23 protein-coding genes and 1 other annotated feature are annotated in these 23154 nt (G+C 34.7%); of the genes, 5 read left to right on the forward strand and 18 right to left on the reverse strand.

Translation table 11 applies throughout. The features are described 5' to 3' along the window. Positions 1 to 18: 18 nt before the first annotated feature. Positions 19 to 2145 carry a formate dehydrogenase subunit alpha gene (gene fdhF / locus ACSBO6_RS13010; RefSeq protein WP_098845306.1) on the reverse strand — a complete coding sequence of 709 codons (2127 nt, stop codon included), beginning with the start codon at positions 2143 to 2145 and terminating at the stop codon, positions 19 to 21. Beyond that, the gene (locus ACSBO6_RS13015) at positions 2142 to 3320 is read right to left on the reverse strand and encodes an MFS transporter (protein WP_498843470.1); all 1179 of its coding nucleotides are present in this window, start codon (positions 3318 to 3320) and stop codon (positions 2142 to 2144) included. Before ACSBO6_RS13015 ends, fdhF begins: the two co-directional genes overlap by 4 nt. Positions 3321 to 3492: 172 nt before the next feature. Between ACSBO6_RS13015 and ACSBO6_RS13020 the strand changes: the two genes are divergently transcribed. Beyond that, complete coding sequence (locus ACSBO6_RS13020) at positions 3493 to 4254, forward strand: Mrp/NBP35 family ATP-binding protein (protein ID WP_098845307.1); 762 nt, start codon at positions 3493 to 3495, stop codon at positions 4252 to 4254. A gap of 74 nt (positions 4255 to 4328) precedes the next feature. On the opposite strand, the gene ACSBO6_RS13025 is transcribed toward ACSBO6_RS13020, so the two are convergent. After that, positions 4329 to 5048, reverse strand: a complete 720-nt coding sequence (locus tag ACSBO6_RS13025; RefSeq protein ID WP_098845308.1) for a YwiC-like family protein — start codon at positions 5046 to 5048, stop codon at positions 4329 to 4331. Between the two features lie 133 nt (positions 5049 to 5181). Here ACSBO6_RS13025 and ACSBO6_RS13030 point away from each other — a divergent pair, with 133 nt between their 5' ends. Together ACSBO6_RS13030 and ACSBO6_RS13035 are read left to right on the forward strand one after the other, a co-directional pair. After that, positions 5182 to 6282: a TIGR04053 family radical SAM/SPASM domain-containing protein gene (locus tag ACSBO6_RS13030; RefSeq protein WP_098845309.1), complete on the forward strand. Its 1101-nt coding sequence runs from the start codon at positions 5182 to 5184 to the stop codon at positions 6280 to 6282. A gap of 16 nt (positions 6283 to 6298) precedes the next feature. Then, positions 6299 to 6991 (forward strand): Crp/Fnr family transcriptional regulator, encoded by a 693-nt coding sequence (locus ACSBO6_RS13035; RefSeq protein WP_098845412.1) that lies wholly within the window; start codon positions 6299 to 6301, stop codon positions 6989 to 6991. An 81-nt stretch (positions 6992 to 7072) separates the two neighbouring features. Here the strand turns inward: ACSBO6_RS13035 and thmT are convergent, their stop codons facing one another. The 15 genes from thmT to ACSBO6_RS13110 all read right to left on the reverse strand — a co-directional run bounded on the left by thmT (position 7073) and on the right by ACSBO6_RS13110 (position 20891). Beyond that, positions 7073 to 7255, reverse strand: coding sequence for a 2-hydroxymuconate tautomerase (gene thmT, locus ACSBO6_RS13040; protein WP_098845310.1), 183 nt, complete (start codon positions 7253 to 7255; stop codon positions 7073 to 7075). A 5-nt stretch (positions 7256 to 7260) separates the two neighbouring features. Then, a complete protein-coding gene (locus ACSBO6_RS13045; RefSeq protein WP_098845311.1) occupies positions 7261 to 8031 on the reverse strand; it encodes a 2-keto-4-pentenoate hydratase in 771 nt (256 codons plus the stop codon). 15 nt (positions 8032 to 8046) lie between these two features. Next, complete coding sequence (dmpG, locus tag ACSBO6_RS13050) at positions 8047 to 9066, reverse strand: 4-hydroxy-2-oxovalerate aldolase (RefSeq protein ID WP_098845312.1); 1020 nt, start codon at positions 9064 to 9066, stop codon at positions 8047 to 8049. Positions 9067 to 9096: 30 nt separating this feature from the next. Further along, complete coding sequence (locus tag ACSBO6_RS13055) at positions 9097 to 9978, reverse strand: acetaldehyde dehydrogenase (acetylating) (RefSeq protein ID WP_098845313.1); 882 nt, start codon at positions 9976 to 9978, stop codon at positions 9097 to 9099. A 14-nt stretch (positions 9979 to 9992) separates the two neighbouring features. Then, the gene (locus ACSBO6_RS13060; RefSeq protein ID WP_483295169.1) at positions 9993 to 10769 is read right to left on the reverse strand and encodes a 2-keto-4-pentenoate hydratase; all 777 of its coding nucleotides are present in this window, start codon (positions 10767 to 10769) and stop codon (positions 9993 to 9995) included. A 29-nt stretch (positions 10770 to 10798) separates the two neighbouring features. Further along, positions 10799 to 12271, reverse strand: a complete 1473-nt coding sequence (locus ACSBO6_RS13065; protein WP_098845315.1) for an aldehyde dehydrogenase — start codon at positions 12269 to 12271, stop codon at positions 10799 to 10801. Positions 12272 to 12326: 55 nt separating this feature from the next. Beyond that, positions 12327 to 12788, reverse strand: a complete 462-nt coding sequence (locus ACSBO6_RS13070; RefSeq protein WP_098845316.1) for a RidA family protein — start codon at positions 12786 to 12788, stop codon at positions 12327 to 12329. Beyond that, positions 12757 to 13794 (reverse strand): amidohydrolase family protein, encoded by a 1038-nt coding sequence (locus ACSBO6_RS13075; protein ID WP_498843471.1) that lies wholly within the window; start codon positions 13792 to 13794, stop codon positions 12757 to 12759. The genes ACSBO6_RS13070 and ACSBO6_RS13075 overlap by 32 nt, the downstream gene beginning before the upstream one ends. Further along, positions 13779 to 14318: a 3-hydroxyanthranilate 3,4-dioxygenase gene (locus ACSBO6_RS13080; protein ID WP_098845317.1), complete on the reverse strand. Its 540-nt coding sequence runs from the start codon at positions 14316 to 14318 to the stop codon at positions 13779 to 13781. The genes ACSBO6_RS13075 and ACSBO6_RS13080 overlap by 16 nt, the downstream gene beginning before the upstream one ends. A gap of 54 nt (positions 14319 to 14372) precedes the next feature. Continuing rightward, the gene (locus ACSBO6_RS13085; RefSeq protein WP_098845318.1) at positions 14373 to 15119 is read right to left on the reverse strand and encodes an IclR family transcriptional regulator; all 747 of its coding nucleotides are present in this window, start codon (positions 15117 to 15119) and stop codon (positions 14373 to 14375) included. 58 nt (positions 15120 to 15177) lie between these two features. Further along, entirely contained in the window at positions 15178 to 16677 is a 1500-nt protein-coding gene (locus tag ACSBO6_RS13090; RefSeq protein ID WP_098845319.1) for a 4-hydroxyphenylacetate 3-hydroxylase family protein, read from the reverse strand. A gap of 245 nt (positions 16678 to 16922) precedes the next feature. Then, entirely contained in the window at positions 16923 to 17177 is a 255-nt protein-coding gene (locus ACSBO6_RS13095; RefSeq protein WP_098845320.1) for a YqkE family protein, read from the reverse strand. Positions 17178 to 17350: 173 nt separating this feature from the next. Further along, positions 17351 to 18742: an asparagine--tRNA ligase gene (gene asnS, locus ACSBO6_RS13100; protein WP_098845321.1), complete on the reverse strand. Its 1392-nt coding sequence runs from the start codon at positions 18740 to 18742 to the stop codon at positions 17351 to 17353. A gap of 51 nt (positions 18743 to 18793) precedes the next feature. After that, positions 18794 to 19033, reverse strand: a binding site (T-box leader). 203 nt (positions 19034 to 19236) lie between these two features. Beyond that, positions 19237 to 19629: a hypothetical protein gene (locus tag ACSBO6_RS13105; protein WP_098845322.1), complete on the reverse strand. Its 393-nt coding sequence runs from the start codon at positions 19627 to 19629 to the stop codon at positions 19237 to 19239. Between the two features lie 473 nt (positions 19630 to 20102). Continuing rightward, positions 20103 to 20891 carry a hypothetical protein gene (locus ACSBO6_RS13110; RefSeq protein ID WP_098845323.1) on the reverse strand — a complete coding sequence of 263 codons (789 nt, stop codon included), beginning with the start codon at positions 20889 to 20891 and terminating at the stop codon, positions 20103 to 20105. 1284 nt (positions 20892 to 22175) lie between these two features. On the opposite strand from ACSBO6_RS13110, the gene ACSBO6_RS13115 reads away from it, so the two are divergent. Both ACSBO6_RS13115 and ACSBO6_RS13120 read left to right on the forward strand, forming a co-directional pair. Beyond that, positions 22176 to 22421 carry a hypothetical protein gene (locus ACSBO6_RS13115; RefSeq protein ID WP_098845325.1) on the forward strand — a complete coding sequence of 82 codons (246 nt, stop codon included), beginning with the start codon at positions 22176 to 22178 and terminating at the stop codon, positions 22419 to 22421. 65 nt (positions 22422 to 22486) lie between these two features. Then, positions 22487 to 22972, forward strand: a complete 486-nt coding sequence (locus tag ACSBO6_RS13120) for a hypothetical protein (RefSeq protein WP_498843472.1) — start codon at positions 22487 to 22489, stop codon at positions 22970 to 22972. Positions 22973 to 23154 lie beyond the last annotated feature (182 nt).

Genomic DNA, 23154 nt, shown 5'->3' on the forward strand with positions numbered 1-23154 from the left:
CCCGACTCCATTCAAAAGTTATTTATATTTCTCAATTTTCAGTGAGCATACTTTAAATTCTGGCATTCTCGAAATCGGATCTAAACATGGATTTGTTAATTGATTGACCGCTAATTCTTTTCCCCAATGATATGGAACAAACACCGTATCTCTTCTCGTAGCTTTTGTTAATTTCGTTTTTACAACCATATGGGAGCGTGGTGTAATCAACTTTACTAGGTCGCCATTCTCCAATCCATATTGGCTTGCTAGTGCCGGATGCATCTCAGCAAATGGCTCTGGACATTGTTCCATAAGAAATTTGACTCTTCTTGTTTGAGCACCAGATAAATAATGAAACACTACCCTTCCTGTCGTTAAGAACAAAGGATATTCTGTCGTTGGAGTTTCACCTGCTTCTTTCCATTCAACACAAGGAAGATTAGCTTTACCGTCTGGCGTTCCAAACTGATCTATAAACATTGTTGGAGTTCCTGGATGGTCTTCTGAAGGACAAGGCCAAAACACCCCGTCTTCTTTATCAATTCGATCCCATGTTATTCCGTAGTAATCCGCTTTTCCACCTTTAGTTGCTATGCGAAACTCTTCAAAAACGTCTTCTGCATTTTTATATGGAAAATAGTTACCTTTGCCCATTCGTTCAGCAATTAAACTAACAATCTCCCAATCTGGCTTTGATTCCCCTAAAGGTTCGCGTACTTTTCGGATTCGGATCACTCGCCCTTCGAGGTTGGTTGTTGTTCCCTCATCCTCTGCCCAAGTTGTCGTTGGTAACACTACGTCTGCAAACTCTGCTGTTTCAGATAAGAAGAAATCACTGACAACTAAGAAATCAAGCTTCCTAAATCCGTTCCAAATATGTTCAAGATTCGGCGCAGAAACCGCAGGGTTACTGCAAATAACATGCATTCCACGAATAGTACCTTTTTGAATTTCATCGAACATTTCATAAGCAGAAACACCAGGCTTTGGCATTTCGCTTGGATCGATTCCCCATACTTTTGATACATACTTCACAGCTTCTGGATCTGTTAACTTCCTATAGCCTGGTAAAAGATCTGCTTTTTGTCCGTGCTCTCTTCCTCCCTGACCATTTCCCTGACCAGTAAAAGTAGCAACCCCGGAAGCAAATTTTCCTATTTGTCCCCTAAGCAGTGCCATCGCTGTATAAAGTGAAACATTATCTACACCTTTTGACTGTTGCTCAACACCTCTTGCAAACATAACAACTGATTTTTGTGAAAGTCCATAAATATGAGCAGCTTTTACGATTTTTCCGACTGATACCCCTGTTATGTTTGAAGTATATTCAGGTGTAAACTTTTCAACTGTTTTCTTTAGTTCTTCAAAATTATTACATCGTTCATTTACATATTCTTGATCTACATAGCCATTTTTAATGAGCAGATGAAGCATTCCGTTCGCCAATGCAGAGTCTGTTCCTGGCTTTAAATCCAAATGTACATCTGCAACACGAGCTGTTGGAGTCTCTCGCGGATCTGCCACAATGAGTTTAGCTCCCTTATCCTTTGCTCTCCACAACCATTGTATACTTGTTGGATGACACTCAGCAGTATTTGATCCAGCTATAAAGAAACAATCCGTATGTTCTAATTCAGGCCATGGAAGGGTTGAACCTCTGTCAGTTCCGAGTGTCTTAAGGAAGCCACCTGCAGCAGAGCTCATACAAAATCGACCATTGTAATCGATAAACCTTGTACCAAGACCAACCCTTGCATATTTACCAACTAAATAGCACTTTTCATTCGTCATAGATACCCCACCAAAAACAGATAAGGCATCTTTTCCACTTTCTTTTTGGATCCGTTTATAGTTCTCTTCGATAAGGTCTAGTGCTTCTTTCCAAGTAGCTTTAACAAATTCACCATTTTTCTTAATAAGTGGTGTAAGGATTCGTTCATCGTGCTCAACAGTTTGGTATGCCGTAACTCCTTTAGGACACATTTTCCCCCTAGTTACTGGCCAATCATATCTAGGCTCTACTCCAACTACCTTTTTTGTTTTCTCATTTACACGTATATGCATTCCACACTGCATTCCACAATAACAACAATGAGTAGTAATTAATTTTTCTCCTGGTTTGTGAAGGTTTTTAACACCTTCTTTGACGATGTATTGGCTCATTCTTCACGATCTCCTTTGTTATATTGATTAAGCTCTTTTTGTACTTCCTCTGGAAAACGATAATAGTCATCTGATCTTTTTTTGCTAAAACCAGACATTTGAATTCCATTTAATGTAGATATTGGATTACTGCTTTTAATATGTGGCTCTTGATTTAACTGTTTCATCACTCTAATTCTTCTTCGACATGGTAAACAATAATCTGAAAGATAACTTTTATCTTCAAGTTGTAAATCAAAGCTCTGGGCAGATAATATATCTTTTACATCGCTAATTTGATCATCAGAACTATAAGGCGTCCCACATTTTTTACATGGCCTCGTATCTACCCTCAGTTCTTGTTGATAGTTCATCGGAACTGCTGTTGCTAATGGACGAATTGGTAAATGAAATAACTTTCCGAATGGAAAATAAATAAGTAAAATAACGACGGTTACTTGGTGAATAAGTGTTAAGTAATGATGCATCCAACCATCTAACAGTACATACGAAACAGTTAATAGAAGTCCTGTCACTGTAACAGCTAGTAATAAATATAAAGGTAATAAATCAAATTCTGCTCGCTGTGTCACCTTCACATCTTGACTCATAATTCTTCTTACGATTGCCATGCTTACACCAATAAGAACCATACTTGCTGTAATGTTTAACCCGTTGTAAACCATTTCAGCGAATATACCATGTGCCGACATTGTAATCGTATCTACACCCATCACGACAATGGTATATGTATTTGGATCAACGAGCTCAAAATGCATCCAACCAAATGTCAAACCAAATGTGATTGCAAAAGAACCGATGCATCCCCAAGAGATTAGAAAATGTTGTACACCTCTGTAAATTCCCCTTTTGAAAATAAATTTCTGTAAGAAAATATTTTCAAATGCTGTTTTTGCGATCGATACTAGATTCCGTTTCTTTCTAGAATTTTGTTTTAAATTTTTCAAACTGCGCTTTATCACCTGATGTGTTGCCGGTCTGATCAGCCATGCTGACATTCTGATCGTTAAGCCTACAGCAAAAATAAGGGAAGAAATAAAATAACCCATTAATGCCATATCAAAGTGTAAAAACCGATCTGTTCCAATCCAAGTTGTAAAAAGTAGAAGCAAAATAATAAAAAATGAATACATACTTACTTTTGAGTAAAATGAGCGCTCAAGGGATTTTCTCATCTCATGTTCAACCTCCATGTGACTTTTTTAACATCGAAGTGCCTGATAAATTGATAAAATTGGGTACATGATGAAGTCTTCTTCTTTGTCATAATTGTACAGAAAGACTATTTCCAAGACTGTGAAGTACATCACACAATTGACCTTTAAAATTTAAAAATGAGGTGTGAACATGTTAAAAGGAAATGTAATTGCTATAACTAGTGGAAAAGGTGGAGTAGGAAAATCAACCGTATCAACAAATCTTGCAGTCGCCCTTGCAAGACAAGGAAAAAAAGTTGCTTTAATTGACTTAGATATTTATGGATTTAGCATTCCTAAAATGATGGAAATCGACATCAGGCCAAAAACTTTTAACGGAAAAATCATCCCTGTGGAGTCACACGGTGTAAAAATTATATCAATGGGTTTTTTCATCAAAAATAATGATCCTGTCGTTTGGAGAGGTCCTATGTTAGGTAAAATGGTTGAGCATTTCAGTAAAGATGTCATTTGGGGAGAATTAGACTATTGCATTTTAGACATGCCTCCAGGGACTGGTGATATTGCACTCGATATGCACCACTTTATTCCTGAGAGTAAAGAAATGATTGTTACCACCCCACATCAAACAGCATCAATTGTTGCCGAAAGAGCAGGAACGATGGCCCAAAAAGCAAATCATGAAATTCTTGGTGTAATTGAAAATATGTCTTACTTTCAACCTAAAGATTGTTCCGAAAAGTATTACATATTTGGAAAAGGAGGTGGCGATTTATTAGCCAATCGATTAGGAAGTGAAGTACTTGCCAAGCTTCCGATTGAAGAAGTGAAGGATGATTCACCTACTCCGTCCATATATAATGAGAATACTAGATTATTTCAACATTATAATGAGTTAGCTACTACCATTAATCTGAAATTTAACGCTTTACATGCTGTTATAGAAGATTAAACTAACCTACAAAAGCGACTTCCATTAGCAGAAGTCGCTTTTGTAGGTTGAGTACTTGAAAAAATATGCAGAATTTACATAAATAGAAAACTAGTTACTACTAAAAATATGACAGAATTGATAATCTCAACAATCCCTAATTGCATAATTGTAAGTTTTTTATTGTAAAGGGAAATTGCTCTGATTAAACTAGGCGCAAAAGGAAGAATCCAAAGCCAGGACTCTTTTAAAGTAAAAATAAATAATAGAGTAATAAAATGGTATCCCCACGAATACCAACGAAATCTCTTATTCTTTTTTTCTCGAATCATCGATTTTACAAAAAATGTGCTACCTAAAAAGTATAAAAATACAAATAGTGCTACACTCCAGCCTTCACTTGTAAGTACTCCCTTTCCTATATAATAACTAGCCAAACCACCTATACAAAAAACACCTATTGCAAGCATATCATTCGTAAAGGCTCGTTCGTTTTTTCTCTTAACAAAGTATATGTTAAATAGAAAGAATGGAAGCATGGCTAAGCCAAAGTAGATCAATTTCCATTCAGCAAACATCACGAGTGCTAAAAATACGAATGAAATGAAAAAATAACTGATCGCCCATTTAGTATAAAATGACACTTGTTTCCCTTTTATTACCATCATTAAAGGATAGGTTGCAAGATATAGAAAAAACCAACCTATAAACAAAGGGATATGAATTAAACGAAACGAACTAGCGACAACGCCAAGTATATAAGGAATTAAGAGCATTGCCCAAGCTCCGTGTTGGTTTGGAACTACTATTTTCACGTTATAACACCCACTTTCATCATTATTCTTCCATCATACTGATACAAATGGGCGTTTTCTGTGATATAGTTCACTAATCTTTCAATTATTGTCCTGTATCATAAAGTAAAAGCTAACATTTGGAGGAATATCTATGTTTGAGACTAATTTCGATCAGGATCCATTTATTGTGATATGGGAATTAACTAGAGCCTGTGAGCTCAATTGTCTTCATTGCAGAGCTGAAGCTCAGTACAAACGGCATCCTCTTGAACTTGACTTGGATGAAGGAAAAAAACTGATTAATGAAATTTATGAAATGAATAATCCATTACTTGTATTTACCGGTGGAGACCCACTCATGCGACCTGACGTTTATGATCTTGCTTCTTACGCGATTCAAAAAGGTGTGCGCGTTTCCATGACCCCTAGTGCTACACCGAATGTAACAAAAGAAGCCATTGAAAGAGCAAAAGAAGTGGGTCTTGCTCGTTGGGCATTTAGTTTAGATGGTCCAACTGCAAAAATCCATGATCACTTCCGAGGTACTTCAGGATCATTCGATTTAACAATGAATGCAATTAAATACATTCACGAGTTAGAACTTCCATTACAAATTAACACTGTGATCTCACGTTATAATATTGATTACTTAGAAGAAATGGCAGAGATGATTCAACAATTAAAATGTGTATTATGGAGTGTATTTTTCCTAGTTCCAACAGGAAGAGGCAAAGTAACTGACATGATTTCACCGGTAGAACACGAAAAAGTATTCCGTTGGCTAAATGAATTAAGCAAACGAGTACCTTTTGATATTAAAACAACTGCTGCACAGCACTATCGCCGAGTAGTCATCTCAGATAAAATAAGAAAAAATAAAGATACCAAAAAGAATATTCAATACCAAGATGCACTAAATGCTGGTAAAACAGGACAGTTCGAATTGGGTAGAGCACCTAGAGGCGTAAATGATGGAAATGGGTTCTTGTTTATTTCTCATATTGGTGACGTATTTCCTAGTGGTCTGCTTCCAATTAAAGCCGGCAATGTAAGAGAAAAATCGCTTTCGGACATCTACCGTTATTCTCCAATTTTCAAAGAATTAAGAAATCCTGATAATTATAAAGGAAAATGTGGAAAATGTGAATATCGCTATGTTTGCGGTGGATCTCGTTCTAGAGCTTATGCACTCACTGGTGATTACTTAGAAAGTGAGCCAGCATGTGTTTATATTCCTAAGGTTCAATCTTGAAAGGAGTATTCTAATGATAAAAAGAGATGATATTAAAAAGCATTTGCAAACAGTTCCGTTATTTAAAGAATTATCAGATGAAGAGTTAGAACCGATTATCTCAATTTCTTCTCCGAGAAAATATAACGCTCATTCCATCATTTTTATGCAAGACGAATTGTTAGACCGTGTATTTTTTATCCATACTGGTACAGTGAAAATTTATAAAACTGATGCAAATGGCAAAGAACAAATTGTATCAGTTCTAAAAGAAGGAGAAATGTTTCCCCATGCTGGTTTTTTCCGAAAAGGGACGTTTCCTGCAAATGCAGAAGTAATTGAAAATGCACAGCTAATCGTAACACCAATAAATGATTTTGAGAAAATTTTAATCAGTTACCCTGAACTATGTATAAAAATGTTTCGAGTATTGGGAGAAAAAATTGTTGATTTACAAAATCGCCTTGAAGAAAAAATACTACACAATACATACGAACAAGTGATTATGCTTTTAATACGATTAGCTAAATCAAATGGCGAGAAAATTGGAGACTCCTACAAAATCACAACCAAATTCACAAATACAGAACTAGCCAATATGATTGGTACTTCAAGGGAAACAGTAAGCAGAACTTTAACTCAGCTACGAAAAAAAGCTGCCATTTCACTTGATAGCAAAGATTTTTACATCGTTAATCTAAGTAAATTAGAAGAGGAAATCAATCATTAACTATGATCATTTAGTAAGTCATTTCAAGAAAAATAACTATTATTTACAAGTTAAAAAGCCCCTATAAAAACAGGGGCTTTTCTATTCATCCTTCGCAACTCCACCGACAGACCAGTTTTCCTTTTTTATTTCGTTTATTAGGATCCTTACTTGCGGGGGTCCAACATCTAATGTACGACAAACTACTTCATTAATTTCTCTCATTAATTGTTTTTTTAGTTCTGGACTTCTACCTTCAATCAATTGGATTTGAATGATTGGCATATGTACTACCTCGTTACTTGTAGTGACATTGTCTCGATTCCATCAAAACGTGCTTCTACAATATCGCCCTCTTTGACGTGGATTGCTTCTGTAATACCACCCGTTAAAATAATCATTCCTGGTTCAATTTGTTCACCGTTTTTACTTAGCATCTGCACTAGCTTTACGACAGATTCTACAGGATGATCTAGTACATCAGAACTGATACCACTTTGTACTTTAACTCCATTTTTATATAATTCAACGTTAATTTCGTCCCATGAAGTATATGTAGGTGAATATTGTTGCTTACCAATAATAAATTTTGATGAAGATGCATTATCTGCTACTACATCTGTCAGTGTAAATGAGAAATTTTTATATCGACTATCGATTACTTCTAATGCAGGTACAATATACTCCGTTGCTTCCCACACATCTTTTGCTGTTACATCATGTCCAAATAATGGCTTTTTAATCATAAATGCAATTTCTGGCTCAACTCTTGGATGGATTGAACCTTCCATCTTCAATTCATTTTTTTTTAATTCCATCGATTTTGTTAAGCGTCCATAAATCGGCTCATCAACATTAACAGATTTTTGTTTCGCAATACTTGTTAGTCCCATTTTCCAACCAATTAATGGATCACCATTTTTAATCGCATTATCAATGCTTAATTTTTGAATTTCATAAGCATTGTTTACGTTTAATTCAGGATGTTCGATCGTAATCTTATCCATTTCTAGACCGTTTTTTTGGTGCATATATATTTTATTCGCGATTTCAGTTATCATAAAACTCGTCTCCTCTCAAAAAACAGTCAATTTTTTATTTGCTAACATACAAGCAACTTCTTGGATCATATCCTCTTGCCCACCAACAACTTTTTGTTTTCCTAATTCTATTAAGATATCTCTTGAATCAACATTCCATTTTTTAGCTGCTCGATTAGCATGTAATAGAAAACTAGAATACACTCCTGCATAGCCTAATATTAGACTACCTTTCGTAATTTCTTGTGGTGTTTGAAGAATTGGTGCAACAATTCCCTCTGCTAAGTCCATCATCTTATAGAAATCAATTCCTGTCTTGATTCCTAATCGCTCTAATACACCAATTAACACTTCAGTTTGGGTATTTCCCGCTCCTGCCCCTAAGCATCGTACACTTCCATCAATTCTAGTAGCTCCTTCTTCAATTGCTACTAGTGTATTTGCCATCGCTAGTGAAAGATTATTATGGGCATGGAAACCAACTTCAATAGCAATAGACCCTCGTAAAGCAGCAATACGTTCTTTTACTTCATGTGGTAGAAACGCTCCTGCAGAGTCAACCATATATACGACATCAGCACCATAGCTTTCCATTAATTTAGCTTGTTCTACTAATTTTTCAACTGGTGCCATATGTGACATCATTAAAAATCCGACTGTTTCTAATCCAAGCTCTTTAGACATCGAAATATGTTGTTTCGAAACATCAGCTTCCGTAACATGGGTAGCTATACGAGCCATTTTCGCTCCGATTTTTGCTGCCGTTTTTAATTCTTTTACTGTTCCAATACCAGGTATTAGTAAGACGGCAATCTTTGAATGATGGCAAGAATTAACCGCTGCTTCAATTAATTCAAATTCATTTGTTGTTGATAAACCATATTGTAGTGAAGAACCACCTAAACCATCTCCATGTGATACTTCAATAAAAGGCATTTTTGCATCATCAAGAGCTTTAGCAATTCGAACAACTTGATCTACTGTATACGAATGAGCAATTGCATGACTTCCATCGCGAAGTGCTACTTCAGTTACTATGATTTCTTTTTTAAACATTGCACTCCCTCACTTTCTTTAGGCACTTTTTTAAACGGTTTTTACAACTTCATATTGTGCAATCTCTTCTGCTACTTTTACTGCTGATGCAGTCATAATATCTAAGTTTCCTGCATAGCTAGGTAAGTAGTCTCCAGATCCTTGAACTTCTAAATAAACAGTTACAGTTGAACCATCTATGATTGGATCCATTCTTAAGCGGTATCCTGGAACATACGCTTGAACCTTTTTCACCATTTGTTTAATGGAATGAATCATGCTTTCATGGTTAAAATCTTTATTCGTAACTTTACAATACACTGTATCTCTCATCATAATTGGCGGTTCTGCTGGATTTAAAATAATGATCGCTTTTCCTTTTTTAGCTCCACCAATTTCTTCAAGTCCTCTGGCCGTTGTTACAGTAAACTCATCGATATTAGCACGTGTACCAGGACCAGCACTTTTTGAACTGATTGTTGCAACAATTTCTGCATACTCAACTTCTGCAATTTGACCAACCGCATGAACGATTGGAATCGTTGCTTGCCCGCCACATGTTATTAAATTGACATTGCTTTCGATAATATGTGAACCTAAATTTACAGGTGGTACGACAAATGGCCCAATTGCCGCTGGAGTTAAATCGATCACGCGTTTCTTTAATTCGCCAAGTACTTTTGCATGATGAAAATGCGCTTTTGCAGAAGTTGCATCAAACAATAAATCAGCCAATTCACTTCGTTCTATGAATCCTTGAATACCATTATCGATTACTTCAATTCCTAATTCCTTTGCACGGTTTAACCCGTCAGATTCTGGATCAATGCCGATCATCGTTGTTAATTCTAGAAATGGATTATTCTGTAATTTCATCATTAAATCTGTTCCAATATTCCCTGAGCCAATGATTCCGACTTTTAATTTATTCATCATTACCACCTCATTTAGTTGAATGAAATCGAAACTTCCCCTAATAATGGAAACTTCGCAGTAAATAAGTCTCCAGCATTTGCATTAATTGCAGCCGATAAAGCTCCTGATAAAATAATTTCTCCTGCATTTAGCGAGATTCCAAATTCACTTAATTTATTGGCTAACCATGCTACACAATGTATTGGGTTTCCTAACACCGCTTCTCCCTTACCTGAATTCATCAATTCTCCGTTACGATATAATTCCATCGTAACATTTGGCAAGTCAATTTCCCCTACATCGAAACGCTCATTGCCAAGTACAAATAAGCATGATGAAGCGTTATCGGCTACTGTATCCTCTAATCGAATTTTCCAATTTTCGATTCTACTATCAACTACTTCTATTGCAGGCACAATATAATCTGTGGCATTAATGACATCCTCAAATGTAATATTTGGACCGATTAAATCCTTTTTTAAGACAAATGCAATTTCAGCTTCTACTTTTGGTAAAATCATATTGGCAACTTGTACTTCACCGAAATTAGGAATTTTCATATCTGTTAGTAAATGACCGTAATCTGGTTCATCTACCCCTAATAACTCTTGCATGGCAATCGAAGTTAATCCAATTTTTTTTCCGATAATTTTCTGCCCTTTTTTCAATTTTTCTTCGACATTTGTTAATTGAATTTGATAGGCTTCTTTTTCAGTTAATCCAGGATAAACCTCGGTTAATGCTTTTATACTAACTCCACTCTCTTCTGCTTCTTGCAGCAAAATTGTTAGCTCATCTACACTAGTAATCTTCACTTTCTATCCCCTCCCTTTTATTTTTATAATTTAATCGTGATATTCGATAATTCACTATAAAACTCAAAGCTATGAATTCCACCTTCACGACCTAAACCGCTTTGCTTCATCCCTCCAAATGGTGTACGTAAATCTCTTAAATACCAAGTGTTTACCCAAATGATTCCAGCCTCAATTTGATGAGCAACACGGTGGGCTCTACGTAAATCATTTGTCCAAATCGTTGCTCCTAAACCATAATGAGTGTCATTTGCCCATTCGATGACTTCTTCTTCCGAATCAAATGGCATAACAGTCACGACTGGACCAAATATTTCTTCTTTAACACATCTAGAATCACGACTTAGCCCAGTAATGATTGTCGGTGTAATAAAGCATCCTTTTTCGATTGCATGAGGTCTACTGCCACCCGTTAAAATCGTTCCGCCTTCTTCTTTTGCCATCTCGATATAAGATAATACTTTTTCGTAATGTTCTTTACTAATTACCGCTCCGACTTTTGTACCTTCTTCAAATGGATCACCAATTTTTAATTCCTTTGTTTTCGCAACAAATTTTTCAATAAATTCATCAAAGATTGATCTTTGAACGTAAATTCTAGATCCACATAAACAAACTTCTCCCTGATTCATAAAAGATGATTTTAAAGTTGTTTCAATCACTTCTTCTAAATTAGAATCAGCAAAGATAATGTTTGGATTTTTTCCCCCAAGCTCAAACGATAATTTTTTTAATGTTGGAGCTGCCGCCTTCATAATTGCTGAACCTGTTTTTGTTTCGCCAGTAAATGTGATCGCATCAACATCGCTATGCTCTGTTAAAGCTGACCCTGCCGCATTTGCTCCAAATCCGTGAACAACATTCACAACCCCATCAGGTACGCCTGCATCTTTACAAATTTCAGCTAACACTGTAGCTGTCATTGGTGTCCATTCTGCTGGCTTCATAACCGCTGTATTTCCTGCTGCTAAACAAGGTGCTAGCTTCCATGTTAATAGTAATAAAGGTAGATTCCATGGGTTAATCATCCCAACGACACCAACAGGCCTACGATATGTATAATGTAAGGCAGTTTGATCTTGCATATGAGATTCTGAGCTTAATGTTGTAATATAATCAGCAAAAAAATAAAAATTGTGAGCCGATCTAGTAATATCAACTTCTAAAGCAAGATCATACGGCTTTCCGGTATCCATTGCCTCTAATGCCGCTAATTCTTCTTTACGAGCTAAGATTCCGTCGCCGATTTTTCGTAATACCGCTGCTCTTTGATTGCTAGTAAATTGTTTCCACTCACCTTTTAGCGCTCGTTTTGCTGCTTTTACTGCTAGATCAATTTCTAATTTTCCACCTTCAGAAACAGAACCTAACACTTCTTCAGTAGCAGGATTGATATTAAAAAACGTTTTTTGATTAAAAGAAGGGATATATCGTCCATCAATAAAGTGCTTACAATCGATCGGTAATGTTTTATTTTTCTTCTCTGTAACTTGCATAATAGGCACCTACCATTCTAATAGAATAAAAGGTGACACGAGTGTCACCAAATTTTTAATCCTCTATTTCTACAACCATTTCAATTTCGATCGCTGTATTATGTGGAAGCTGTGCCATCCCAACAGCTGACCTAGCATGTTTTCCTCTTTCTCCAAACACTTCTACTAAAAGGTCAGAAGCACCATTCATCACTTTTGGATGATCATAGAAATCTTCTGTACTATTTACAAATCCTAATATTTTTACAATTCGTTTTACTTTCGAAAGTTCACCTAATTCGTACTTTAATATACTAATTAAATTTAACATTGACTCTCTAGAAGCTGCATACCCTTCTTCGAGCGTCAACTCTCGTCCAACTTTTCCATGGTATTCATCTACACCTTGACCAGATGTAAATAATAGATTCCCTGTACGAACAGATTTTACATAATTACCTGAAGCCGGTCTTATTGGTTTAAGGGCATAACCTAAACTTATTAATCTATCTTCTGGAGTCAATACTTTGTTTTCCATGAAGTAAATCTGCCTCCTTAATGTTTAAAAATTTCAGCGCATTTCTTCCTAAAATCGCTTCTTTCATTTCTTTATTAATATCCATTTGATTAATCACTCTTCCAGGTGGCGTTTCTCTTAATAAGAATGGATAATCCGAGCCCATCACAATTTTGTCATAACCAAATCGGTTAATTAAAAATTGAATATTAATAGGATCGTAGTGAAGAGAATCAAAATAAAAATTACTTACATAATGACTTGGTGGATAGGCAGTTTTCCGCAAATGTGGCCATACCTTCCATCCTTGATCTAATCTAGGTAGAATAAATGGGAATGATCCTCCGCCATGTGCAAAACAAATCTTTAATTTTGGGTATTTTTCAATTACTCCACCAAATGTTAAGCTAGCAGCAGCTAAAGCTGTTTCACTTGGCATTCCAACCGTGTACATAAAGTTATGATCCGGCGTACGATCCTTCGCTAATGTTTCCCAAGGATGAATAAACAATGGGACATTCCATTTTTCAGCCATTTCAAAAAAAGGACTGAATTCATCACTGTCTAAATTTGTTCCATTGACATTTGTACCAATTTCCAGTCCACTTAATCCAAGTGTATGAATACAACGATCCATTTCTTGAATAGCTATTTCTACGTTCTGCATTGGTACTGTCCCTAACCCAATAAACTTAGAAGGATTCTTTTTAACAGTATTTGCAATAAAATCATTTTGAATTTGCGCCATTTCCAATGCAGCATTAACTGGTGCCCAATACGAAAATGTAACTGGAATTGGCGAGAGCACTTGCATTGTTACATCTTCATTATTCATGTCCTCAATTCTCTTTTTTGGACTCCAAACTTGATCCGTTACTTCCCTAAAAACTTTTCCAGCAACCATTATATTGGCACCGCATGAACATGTAGGTTGTAGAACCGGCCATCTTTCATGACCATATTTCTCAAAAAAATTCGGTAAATCCTCAGGAATTATGTGTGTGTGAAAGTCTATACGCATACCCATTCATCCGCTTCCTCTTTCATAATGTGACCACAGTTTTTACATGTTCTTAATTCAAGGCTAGCATTGAATTGTTCAATCGCTTCTTTTACTTGCGTACCGATATCCGTTAATTGAACTGTCTTTTTATGCATTTCTTCATTACACTCATCACAGAACCAAACAAAGCTTTCTAATTCACCTTCTGCTCTTTTTCGTTCAAGCACAATTCCATATGAATCTTTTACTCTATGAGGTGAATGTGGAACAAAAGAAGGAAGCATAAAAATTTCCCCTTCAGAAACTGTTACAACTTCGCGCTTACCATCTGGCGTAATACACTCAACATAGCAATTGCCTTTAATTTGATAGAAAAATTCATCTGCAGGATCGATATGGAAGTCCCTACGTTTATTTGGTCCCCCTATGATCATTGCAGCATACTCTGAATCTTCCCAAATAACTTTATTATTAACTGGTGGTTTTAATAGCTCTTTATTATCCTCAATCAATTTGAAAATATTAAAAACTCGACTTTTAAGATTCATCTTTTATCCTCCAATTAATTCATTTTTACTCGAACTCTCAAGTAAGCGCTATCATTATGCATTAATATAACCAAGCTGATTTGAGACTGTTTTAGCAGTTTTCACAACATCCTGAATCATTCGACTTATGTCTTGGCTCATCATATACGAAACTGGTCCAACCATATTTAATGCCGCAAAAGTTTGGCCAGTATAGGTTTGAATTGGAGCTGCAATTCCAAATAATCCTAGATCATTCTCATTGTTACTAATGCTATAACCATTCTCTTTAATGGCAGCCATTTCTTTTTTTAATGCATCAATATTCGTAATTGTATTTGGTGTATAAGCTTTAAATCCTTTTTCAATCGTTGTTTTTAAATAAGCTGGATTATATGATAGTAGGATTTTACCAGTGCTCGTACAATATGCAGGTCGCTTAGCCCCAATAAATGTCGGGACAGGGATCGAATGTTTAGAGGAAACTTTTAAGACGAATCTTACGTCTCCTTTATCAAACATTCCAATATGAACGGTACTATCATAATTTTTTAGTAGATTTTCTAATAATGGAATGGCTTCGCTATATATGTCTTGCTGATACATAACGTGATTACTCCATTCAAGCAACTTCCAACCAAGTCGATACTTTTTCTTACTATCTTGAATTAAAATTCCTTCAGTACAAAGGGTTCGCACTAAATGGTGGACCGAGCTTGCATTCATATTTAATTTTTCGGCAATTTCTAAATTTCCTAGGACTGGTTCTTCTTCTGTAAAGCAATCTAATATTCTAGAAATCTTTTGAACTGAAGAGATCATTAGATCCCTCCTCTTTGATGCTAAAAAATTTCATAAAATCCCTGCTTTCTAAAATTAATCAGTTAACTTTAGAATTCGCTAGATTAGTCGATACTCCTTTTAAGTTTTTTGCTCCGTCTAATGCATCGTCCACCATACTAAACGTTTTCTTACGTTTCATTTGGTTATAGTAAATTGCTCTTTTTCGGATTGGGTCACCAGTATAATATCTTTCATATTGAAGTGCTCTTTGTCCAAATGCCTCTCCACATAAATCCCATGCAAGTTTGAACAATTGTACTCGGTCTAATGAGGATACACCTTCACGTCCAACATAGTACTTATCCATAGCATCTCTTAGCTCAGGATGTTCAAAGTCTGCTTCTGTTGGTGACATTAACAAGCCACCTGCACCAATTGTTTGAATCACTTCAATTGCCCTTGGATACATTGTTGGAAGTAAGCCACGAATTGTCTCAAGTGGTTCCCAAGCCGGTCTTACTTCACCTGAAGGTAATGTCTCATATTCTGTTTCAGAAACTCGAAGTAAAGCTCGAATTGTTTCCACTGATTGTAGTAATTCCCCTAAGTCATTTTGGACATTTAAATAAACATCTACTCCAATTGAATCAGCTAACTTGCAGGCTACCTCTACTGCAAAAGCTAATTTTATGTATCCTCTTACCCCAGACTGGTGAGCAGGCTGTTGGGCAATACCTGTTTTGGGATATAGATTATTTGCAGCTTCAACATTATTATGAATAAATACACGATTCCAAGGAACTAACACATCCTCAAATACAAGAACAGCATCCATTTCTTCGAATCTAGATGCTAATGGATGATCAAAAAATGATCTTTTACCATCTTGCATCTGTTCTCTACATAAAATTTTCAATCCCGGCGTGTCAATTGGCAGTGCAAATGCTAAAGCATATCGCTCATCACCTTCGTGGAATCCAGGGAATGAATAGATAATAACCTCATCTGTAATTGGTGCTAAAGTTGCAAGCATTTTAGCCCCTCGAACGACTAATCCATCAACCGTTTCTTCAACTGCACCTAAATGAGTAAATAAATCTTTTTGTTCATAAGATGGCTTACTGCGATCATTTTGTGGGTTAATAATTGCATGCGTTAAGAAGATATCGTTATCACGAACAAATTTGAAATAATTTTGGACATTTTTTGACCACTCTGGATTATATTTATCTAAAAACCATGAATTACTTGCCATAGAAGTTAGGACAATGTTCAAGAAATCCGGTGTTCTTCCCATTAAACCAAATGTTGATTTTGCATATGCCTCGAACAAATCTCCACGTTTTTTAATATCTTCAGCTGACTTTGGCACTAAAAACGCATTCGAAACTCGCTCACCAGTTTCTTCACAAATATGTGTGATTTTGTCTTGATAAGCTGGATCGAACTGCATATCATATAATTTTGCAATCTCTAGAATCGGTTGCTTGAAAACTGGATGGTTTACGATATCTTCTACCTTTTCTCCACCTAGCCATACCTCTGGCTTTCTAGATTTTAGTCCATCAATATATTGCGCTCCTGTACGAATACCCATTTCATCATTCCTCCACTTTCGATATGTAATATTTTGAACATTTGCTTTTAAATCGAATCCGGAAAATTTTTAAAGCGCTTTCAAAAAGGGCAATTTCACGATCTTAAATGATTTACACCACCTACTACCTTTTATTTAACCTAATTTCACTATAAAAAATTATAAAATTTTGAACAATCAAATAATTTCACAATGTGAAATTTCTTAAATTTTTCACATAAAAAAAATAAGACACCATTAGCGTCTTATTTAAAGTCCTTCCAAGAGATATTACTCTCGTTAAGTAACTCTTCAAATGATTTATTTTTCTCACGTAATCTTTTTTCTTCACGAATACGTGCTTCTTCTTCCTCTTTTAGCTTCGTTTCATTTTCTTGCAATTGTTTTTTTGTATTTTTTAATTTTTGAAGAATATCTTCATTCATTAATGAGCCTAATGATATTTTTTCTTTTTGTTCGTACGACGGTTTTACAGGCTGCTGTGGTTTTCTTTTTTTCATTTTATATCACCTTCGATTTCCATTATTCTATCATTAATTACTAGTAGAAAGAGAATTACTTCATTCTTGCTTATATTATAAAGCTACTATTTCTCTTTTTTCAAATGTTAAAATCTATTTTGTCCTCATAAAAAAACAATAGGATGCTTAGGGCATCCTATTGTTTTTTTATATTAAAAATCTGCATTTCCTGGAGTACGTGGGAATGGGATTACATCACGGATGTTTTTCATTCCTGTTAAATACATAACAAGTCGTTCAAATCCAATTCCATAGCCTGAATGTTTTGTACCGCCGTATTTTCTAAGCTCTAAATACCACCAGTAATCTTCTTCATTCATACCAAGTTCTTTGATTCGCTCCACAAGGACGTCTTCTCTTTCTTCACGTTGACTTCCTCCGATTAACTCGCCAATACCAGGCACTAGTAAGTCTGTCGCAGCAACTGTCTTGCCATCCTCATTTGCTCTCATATAAAATGCTTTAATTTCTTTCGGATAGTCAGTTACGTATACAGGACGCTTGTAAATTTCCTCACTTAAGTAACGTTCATGTTCAGTTTGTAAATCTGTTCCCCATTCAACTGGGTATTCAAACTTCTTACCTGAGTTCTGTAATAATTCAACAGCTTCAGTATAAGTAACTCGACCAAAGTCAGATTCTAATGCATTCTTTAATCTGTCAATAAGCGTTTTATCAATAAAGCTATTAAAGAATTCCATTTCTTCAGGTGCTTGTTCAAATATGTAATTAATGACATATTTGATCATATCTTCACCCAGGTCCATGATATCCGGTAATTCTGCAAAGGCAACTTCTGGCTCGACCATCCAGAATTCAGCGGCATGACGTGCAGTATTTGAATTTTCTGCTCTAAATGTTGGACCAAATGTATACACATTACGGAACGCAAGTGCGTAAGCTTCTCCATTTAATTGACCACTTACCGTTAAGTTAGATTCTTTACCGAAGAAATCTGCACTTTCATCAACTTTTCCGTCTTGAGTTTTTGGAAGTTGGTTTAAATCCATTGTTGTTACACGGAACATTTCTCCTGCGCCTTCTGTGTCACTTCCCGTAATAATCGGCGTATGTACATAGACAAAACCTTTTTCTTGGAAGAATTTATGAATAGCATATGATGCAAGAGATCTTACTCTGAAAACTGCTGAGTAAGCATTCGTTCTTGGACGTAAATGAGCAATTGTTCTCAGATATTCAAGCGAATGTCTCTTTTTTTGTAATGGAAAATCTGCATCTGATAATCCTTCAACAACTATTTTAGTCGCTTTAATTTCAAAAGGTTGTTTCATTTCCGGAGTTGGAATAAATTCACCTTCTATTAAAACAGTAGAGCTAATCGGTAATTTTGTAATCTCTTTGAAGTTATCAAGATTGTCCTCAAATACTATTTGTACACTCTTAAAGAATGTACCGTCGTTTAACTCCATAAAACCAATTGTTTTAGAATCACGTAAAGTACGAATCCATCCTGAAATTTGAACTGTTTTGTCCTTAAAATTTTCTTGATTTCTGTATAAATCTTTTACTACAGTCTTTATCATAATTAGCCTCCTTATGTTAATTTTCCAATAAAAAAAGCCTTCTATCCCTATAAAAGGGACGAAAGACTAACTTCCGCGGTACCACCCAAATTGTCAAAAATATGACCAACTTTAAAGCTAACATCGCTTAACCCAGTTCATAACGTGCTGGTAACGTCTAAGCCTACTTAAGAGATCCCTTTCGGTTAGAACTCAAAGGTGTTCTTCATTTATGCTTCATCACTAGGCTTCCACCGTCCCTAGCTCGCTATCGAATATAGCAAAAACTACTTTCCTTTTCATCGATTTAAAATATATAGTTTTTAAAGGAATTTTTCTTGTATAATTTATCATAAATCATAATCTTTTGTCTAGTTGTCCCGATAAATATATTCATTTGAATTTATATGATACACAAACATTCCCCACTTTTCCACTGCAAACGCATTCCTAACAAGTGCAAATAAAAAAATAATCGACTAATTAATCGATTATTTTTTGTAACTACTTAACTACTAAAAACTACCTAAGATCATAAAATCTACAAGAACTCCACTAACGGGATTTTCCGAACCTAATACATTAATTCCTAGAACTGTTACACCAGTAATATTCGTTACATTAGCAGATACATATTTTCCAGCAACATTCTTCTCTCGCATTTGCACTCTCGGTCTTGCATTTATATTAGCGTTCGTAGAATATACACTTGCCACTGCATAGTCGATTGCTGTTAACAAAGGATTACCAGTTGCTAACCCATCGTCTGTAAAATAAAGTGTTGCTACACCATTTACATCAGATGTGGCTTGTCCATACACAATTCTCATTACTTTTTTAGGATGCGATTCTCCTGATTTCAACACTTGAAAAGCTGTTGGCGATAGTGAAAAAAATTCGACGCCCATATCAATTCCCCTTGTAATAATTTAATATCTATTACAAAAACAAATAGACAAAGAAACACAGTTAGTAAAATGAATGATTGTCCAAAGTATATTACTATTCTATGTATCGTTTTTTTGTTTGTTACTTTCTACTCGCATTTATGCTTCCTTATGAACACAAAATTTCAAGTAAAATACTATGCAGTGTTTTATTCAAAAATAAGAGAATACAATAAAAGTAGATCCTCCTACATCCCATTTATATCAAGAATGTATAAAAAGCTGTATATCATGAGAAAAAACCAAAAAACCAATCCCTTGCAGCACAAGGGATTGGCTTTTTGGTTACTTCCGTTAAGAATCTTTATGTAAACTAGAAATGCATATAATATGCATTTGGAAATTAAAACGGTGTTACACCACTGTATATTGAAAAAAAACGAAAAGACCTATATCTTATGTACTAAGAGATAGGTCTTCTTATAATTTCTGTTTTAAGAAGCTTTATGTAAATTAGATTTGTATTCACTATTTATAAAATAATTTTTGTTCTGAACAGAACTCACTTGTTCAGTACTACTTTCTGGAGCTGGCCTCCCAACACAATTATAATAAATATCTCCTATGTTAAAAAGAGTCCATAATGCTTGCTTTACCTCAGCTCCATGATTGCTGATTGCTGATTCCCAACCTTTTTTAAAAGCTGTTTTACGAGTATACCCCAAAGCTTTAAATCTCTTGTATTCACTACTTAGCTTTGATACCAGTTTAGTTGCGCCACCTACTGTTTTTAAAGCAGATTTTATTTTTAGTATCTTTGAAATAGGAATGGCTCCACCTAATAATGCTATTCCGATGGCTACTATACATTCTCCTGTATTAAAATTAGGATAATATGGAGGCATTACATCATTATTCTGCCCTGGAAGTGCAAATGATGATCTAGGCTTAGAAATTTGAAAATATACCTCGTCACCACTATCTATGTATTGATAAGAACCCGCAGGTATCCCAGGTGTATTATATCTCATATAATTAAATATAGCTTGAGGTCCATTGGCAATCACATCATCAGGCATATTTTCAATTACGTCTAACATTGGTATACTTTCGTTAAGTTGTTCATCTATATTAGTGTCAGTTAAAAATTCCTCGTCACTAATATAGTCAGAAACAATAGGATCCTCTTCAATCTCGTCAGCCTTAGCCCAGTTTTCAAAACTGAAAGAAATTACAATAGCAAAAGAAATTATTACTGCTAAATACTTTGACCATAAACGCACAAAATAACCACCTTTTCTGTAATATAACCATATTTTACCACTTATTTTAAATTTTCTAAATATTTTATTACATTTTTATTATAAATTTATTAAAATATAATTATATAATTTTAAATATTAAAGGAGTTGTTTTTATGGGAATTATCGTTCAAAAGTATAGAACTATTTTCTTTTTTTTAATTATCATCGTAAATATAATTTATATAACTTTAGATAATAAAAAAATAGAAACAATTATATCAATTGTAACTCTAGTAATTGCTACATTACTTTATATTATGAAAATGAGATATGATAACAAGAACGTTAAAAACAAATAAGCTACAAATATAAGGGCTTCAGGAATATAATAATCCGGTTTTCAGATACATATGAGTTAATTAAATTAGCAATATAAAAAGGATATTAACATTTATATTAATATCCTTTTTTTTATTGTTGTAAATATTTTTTTATGTACAAATGATCCAATGAAAATACCAATAAACGCAAGAATCATCCATGATGATCCATTTAGGCCTAGTCACAGGGTTACTGTCATAAACCGCAAAGTATCTGGCTACAAAAGTGTTAATACAAATCATTTATCTAAAGATTGCTTAATGATAGTTACCAAAAACCACTGTTTTTGTAACTACTCTGTCCATTTTTCGCTTGAATGATTGCCATTGAATTCTATAATTACCAAAAGTTATGGCCAAAAGTATTACCAAATACCTTTACTACAACTTTAACGTACTCTTGACTACTTTACTTTGCGGTCTATAGCACGAACCCTGTGACTAGGCCTATTACCGAGAAGCGTATTTATGTAAACTAGATTTGTATATGAGCTGATATGATGAAAAATGCACCAAAGCCGAAGATCATGACAGATGGTTTACAGGAACAAATATTACTTATACGTTCAAGCATGATAGTGAGATTGATTTTGATTATATCGAATTGAGCTTAAATGCTTGCGATAAAAAGGGGACAAAATTGAATACGAATTTTAGAACATCACGGATGTAAAAGCAGGGCAAACGTTCAAGATTACAGTTAATATGTACCAAGAAGGATATGACCATTATGATGTAAATGCTTTTACAAATAGTGCATTAGAATAGATAATCAAGGGCTCTTTATGAGCCTTTTTTTTATTTTTTTGGGAAATTGTACGAATTACCCTAATTTACAAAAAAATCTGACAGACTTAAAATAAAGTTATGTGGTATTGGTTAAATAATCCATATAATCAAATTAGTATTAAATTAGTATTTATTAAGATTCCGAGGTGAATTCATGAAAAAACTTCTGCCGTTAATTAGCTTGGCAATAACAATCGTAACTGCTTTCATCCCGACAAACCCTAAAGAATTACCATATTATCATTGGTTTGGGAAACCGAATCCAGTTTTTGGATATACAGAGACAGGGCATCATACAGGTTTATTACAAAATGTTATTTTTAATTTCTTAACGTTTTATTTGGGATTATATATAATCTTTAAAATCTTTAAAATCTTAGTAGCAAGAAGAAACGCTTAGTTAATTGTGGGTATAAGGAATTATACATAGAAAAATTAGATTAGGATAAGGAGAGTAAAATTATTATGAAATTGAAGCAGAAATTATCCGTGGCATTGTTAGCAGGATTAGTTGCAGTCGGTCCTATGACTTCAAAAACTTTCGCAGCTGAGGTTAACCCTACAACAACACAAGAGGAAATTCAACATCAAGTATCTGATTATTTCGCTGAAAATCCAGATTTTCTAAGTTATGCAACAGATGATGAATTGGCCAATTTACCACCGGATGCACCTGTTGTTGAGTTTGGTAGTTTTGAAGAATTCAAACAAACGATGGATCAGTTCCAAACGGATGTTCATTCTTACGAATCAGCTATGGAGTTTCGTAATACACAAATTATAATTGAACTATTCAATGGATTGATGTTTAATCAAAATATTAACGATATTATTACAACCGATGTCTTGGAACAACCAGGAATTAAAACTGCGAGAGAATTTGTCCAAGAACAAATTGAAAATAAAAGACAAAGAAGACTAGATTGGGAATCTAAACAAAAAAAGAAATAAACTGTTTAACAACCACTAATCTAATTATTCCCTTAAAGGAACAAAAAAAGAGCAATACCTGCACCATGGTTGCTCTTTTTTATATTTAATTAAATCGATTGTCTTATAAAGTGTTTAAGCCTTAAAATTTGGGGTTTTACTAACTTCAAATTTTATATAGCAAGTTATCTATGAAACAATGG

It is taken from the genome of Bacillus sp. AL-1R (assembly GCF_052180195.1).
In the GTDB taxonomy this organism is placed as follows: Bacteria; Bacillota; Bacilli; order Bacillales; family Bacillaceae_G; genus Gottfriedia.

Bases quoted from the DNA above. Each gene is read 5' to 3' on its own strand.
- thmT (WP_098845310.1), bottom strand. From the start codon at position 7,255: ATGCCAATCATTCAAATCCAATTGATTGAAGGTAGAAGTCCAGAACTA.
- ACSBO6_RS13075 (WP_498843471.1), bottom strand. From the start codon at position 13,794: ATGGGTATGCGTATAGACTTTCACACACACATAATTCCTGAGGATTTA.
- ACSBO6_RS13070 (WP_098845316.1), bottom strand. From the start codon at position 12,788: ATGGAAAACAAAGTATTGACTCCAGAAGATAGATTAATAAGTTTAGGT.
- ACSBO6_RS13090 (WP_098845319.1), bottom strand. From the start codon at position 16,677: ATGGGTATTCGTACAGGAGCGCAATATATTGATGGACTAAAATCTAGA.
- ACSBO6_RS13030 (WP_098845309.1), top strand. From the start codon at position 5,182: ATGTTTGAGACTAATTTCGATCAGGATCCATTTATTGTGATATGGGAA.
- ACSBO6_RS13045 (WP_098845311.1), bottom strand. From the start codon at position 8,031: ATGATAACTGAAATCGCGAATAAAATATATATGCACCAAAAAAACGGT.
- ACSBO6_RS13105 (WP_098845322.1), bottom strand. From the start codon at position 19,629: ATGGGCGTCGAATTTTTTTCACTATCGCCAACAGCTTTTCAAGTGTTG.
- ACSBO6_RS13085 (WP_098845318.1), bottom strand. From the start codon at position 15,119: ATGATCTCTTCAGTTCAAAAGATTTCTAGAATATTAGATTGCTTTACA.
- ACSBO6_RS13020 (WP_098845307.1), top strand. From the start codon at position 3,493: ATGTTAAAAGGAAATGTAATTGCTATAACTAGTGGAAAAGGTGGAGTA.
- fdhF (WP_098845306.1), bottom strand. From the start codon at position 2,145: ATGAGCCAATACATCGTCAAAGAAGGTGTTAAAAACCTTCACAAACCA.
- ACSBO6_RS13120 (WP_498843472.1), top strand. From the start codon at position 22,487: ATGAAATTGAAGCAGAAATTATCCGTGGCATTGTTAGCAGGATTAGTT.
- ACSBO6_RS13055 (WP_098845313.1), bottom strand. From the start codon at position 9,978: ATGAATAAATTAAAAGTCGGAATCATTGGCTCAGGGAATATTGGAACA.
- asnS (WP_098845321.1), bottom strand. From the start codon at position 18,742: ATGATAAAGACTGTAGTAAAAGATTTATACAGAAATCAAGAAAATTTT.
- ACSBO6_RS13080 (WP_098845317.1), bottom strand. From the start codon at position 14,318: ATGAATCTTAAAAGTCGAGTTTTTAATATTTTCAAATTGATTGAGGAT.
- ACSBO6_RS13015 (WP_498843470.1), bottom strand. From the start codon at position 3,320: ATGAGAAAATCCCTTGAGCGCTCATTTTACTCAAAAGTAAGTATGTAT.
- ACSBO6_RS13065 (WP_098845315.1), bottom strand. From the start codon at position 12,271: ATGCAAGTTACAGAGAAGAAAAATAAAACATTACCGATCGATTGTAAG.
- ACSBO6_RS13095 (WP_098845320.1), bottom strand. From the start codon at position 17,177: ATGAAAAAAAGAAAACCACAGCAGCCTGTAAAACCGTCGTACGAACAA.
- dmpG (WP_098845312.1), bottom strand. From the start codon at position 9,066: ATGTTTAAAAAAGAAATCATAGTAACTGAAGTAGCACTTCGCGATGGA.
- ACSBO6_RS13115 (WP_098845325.1), top strand. From the start codon at position 22,176: ATGAAAAAACTTCTGCCGTTAATTAGCTTGGCAATAACAATCGTAACT.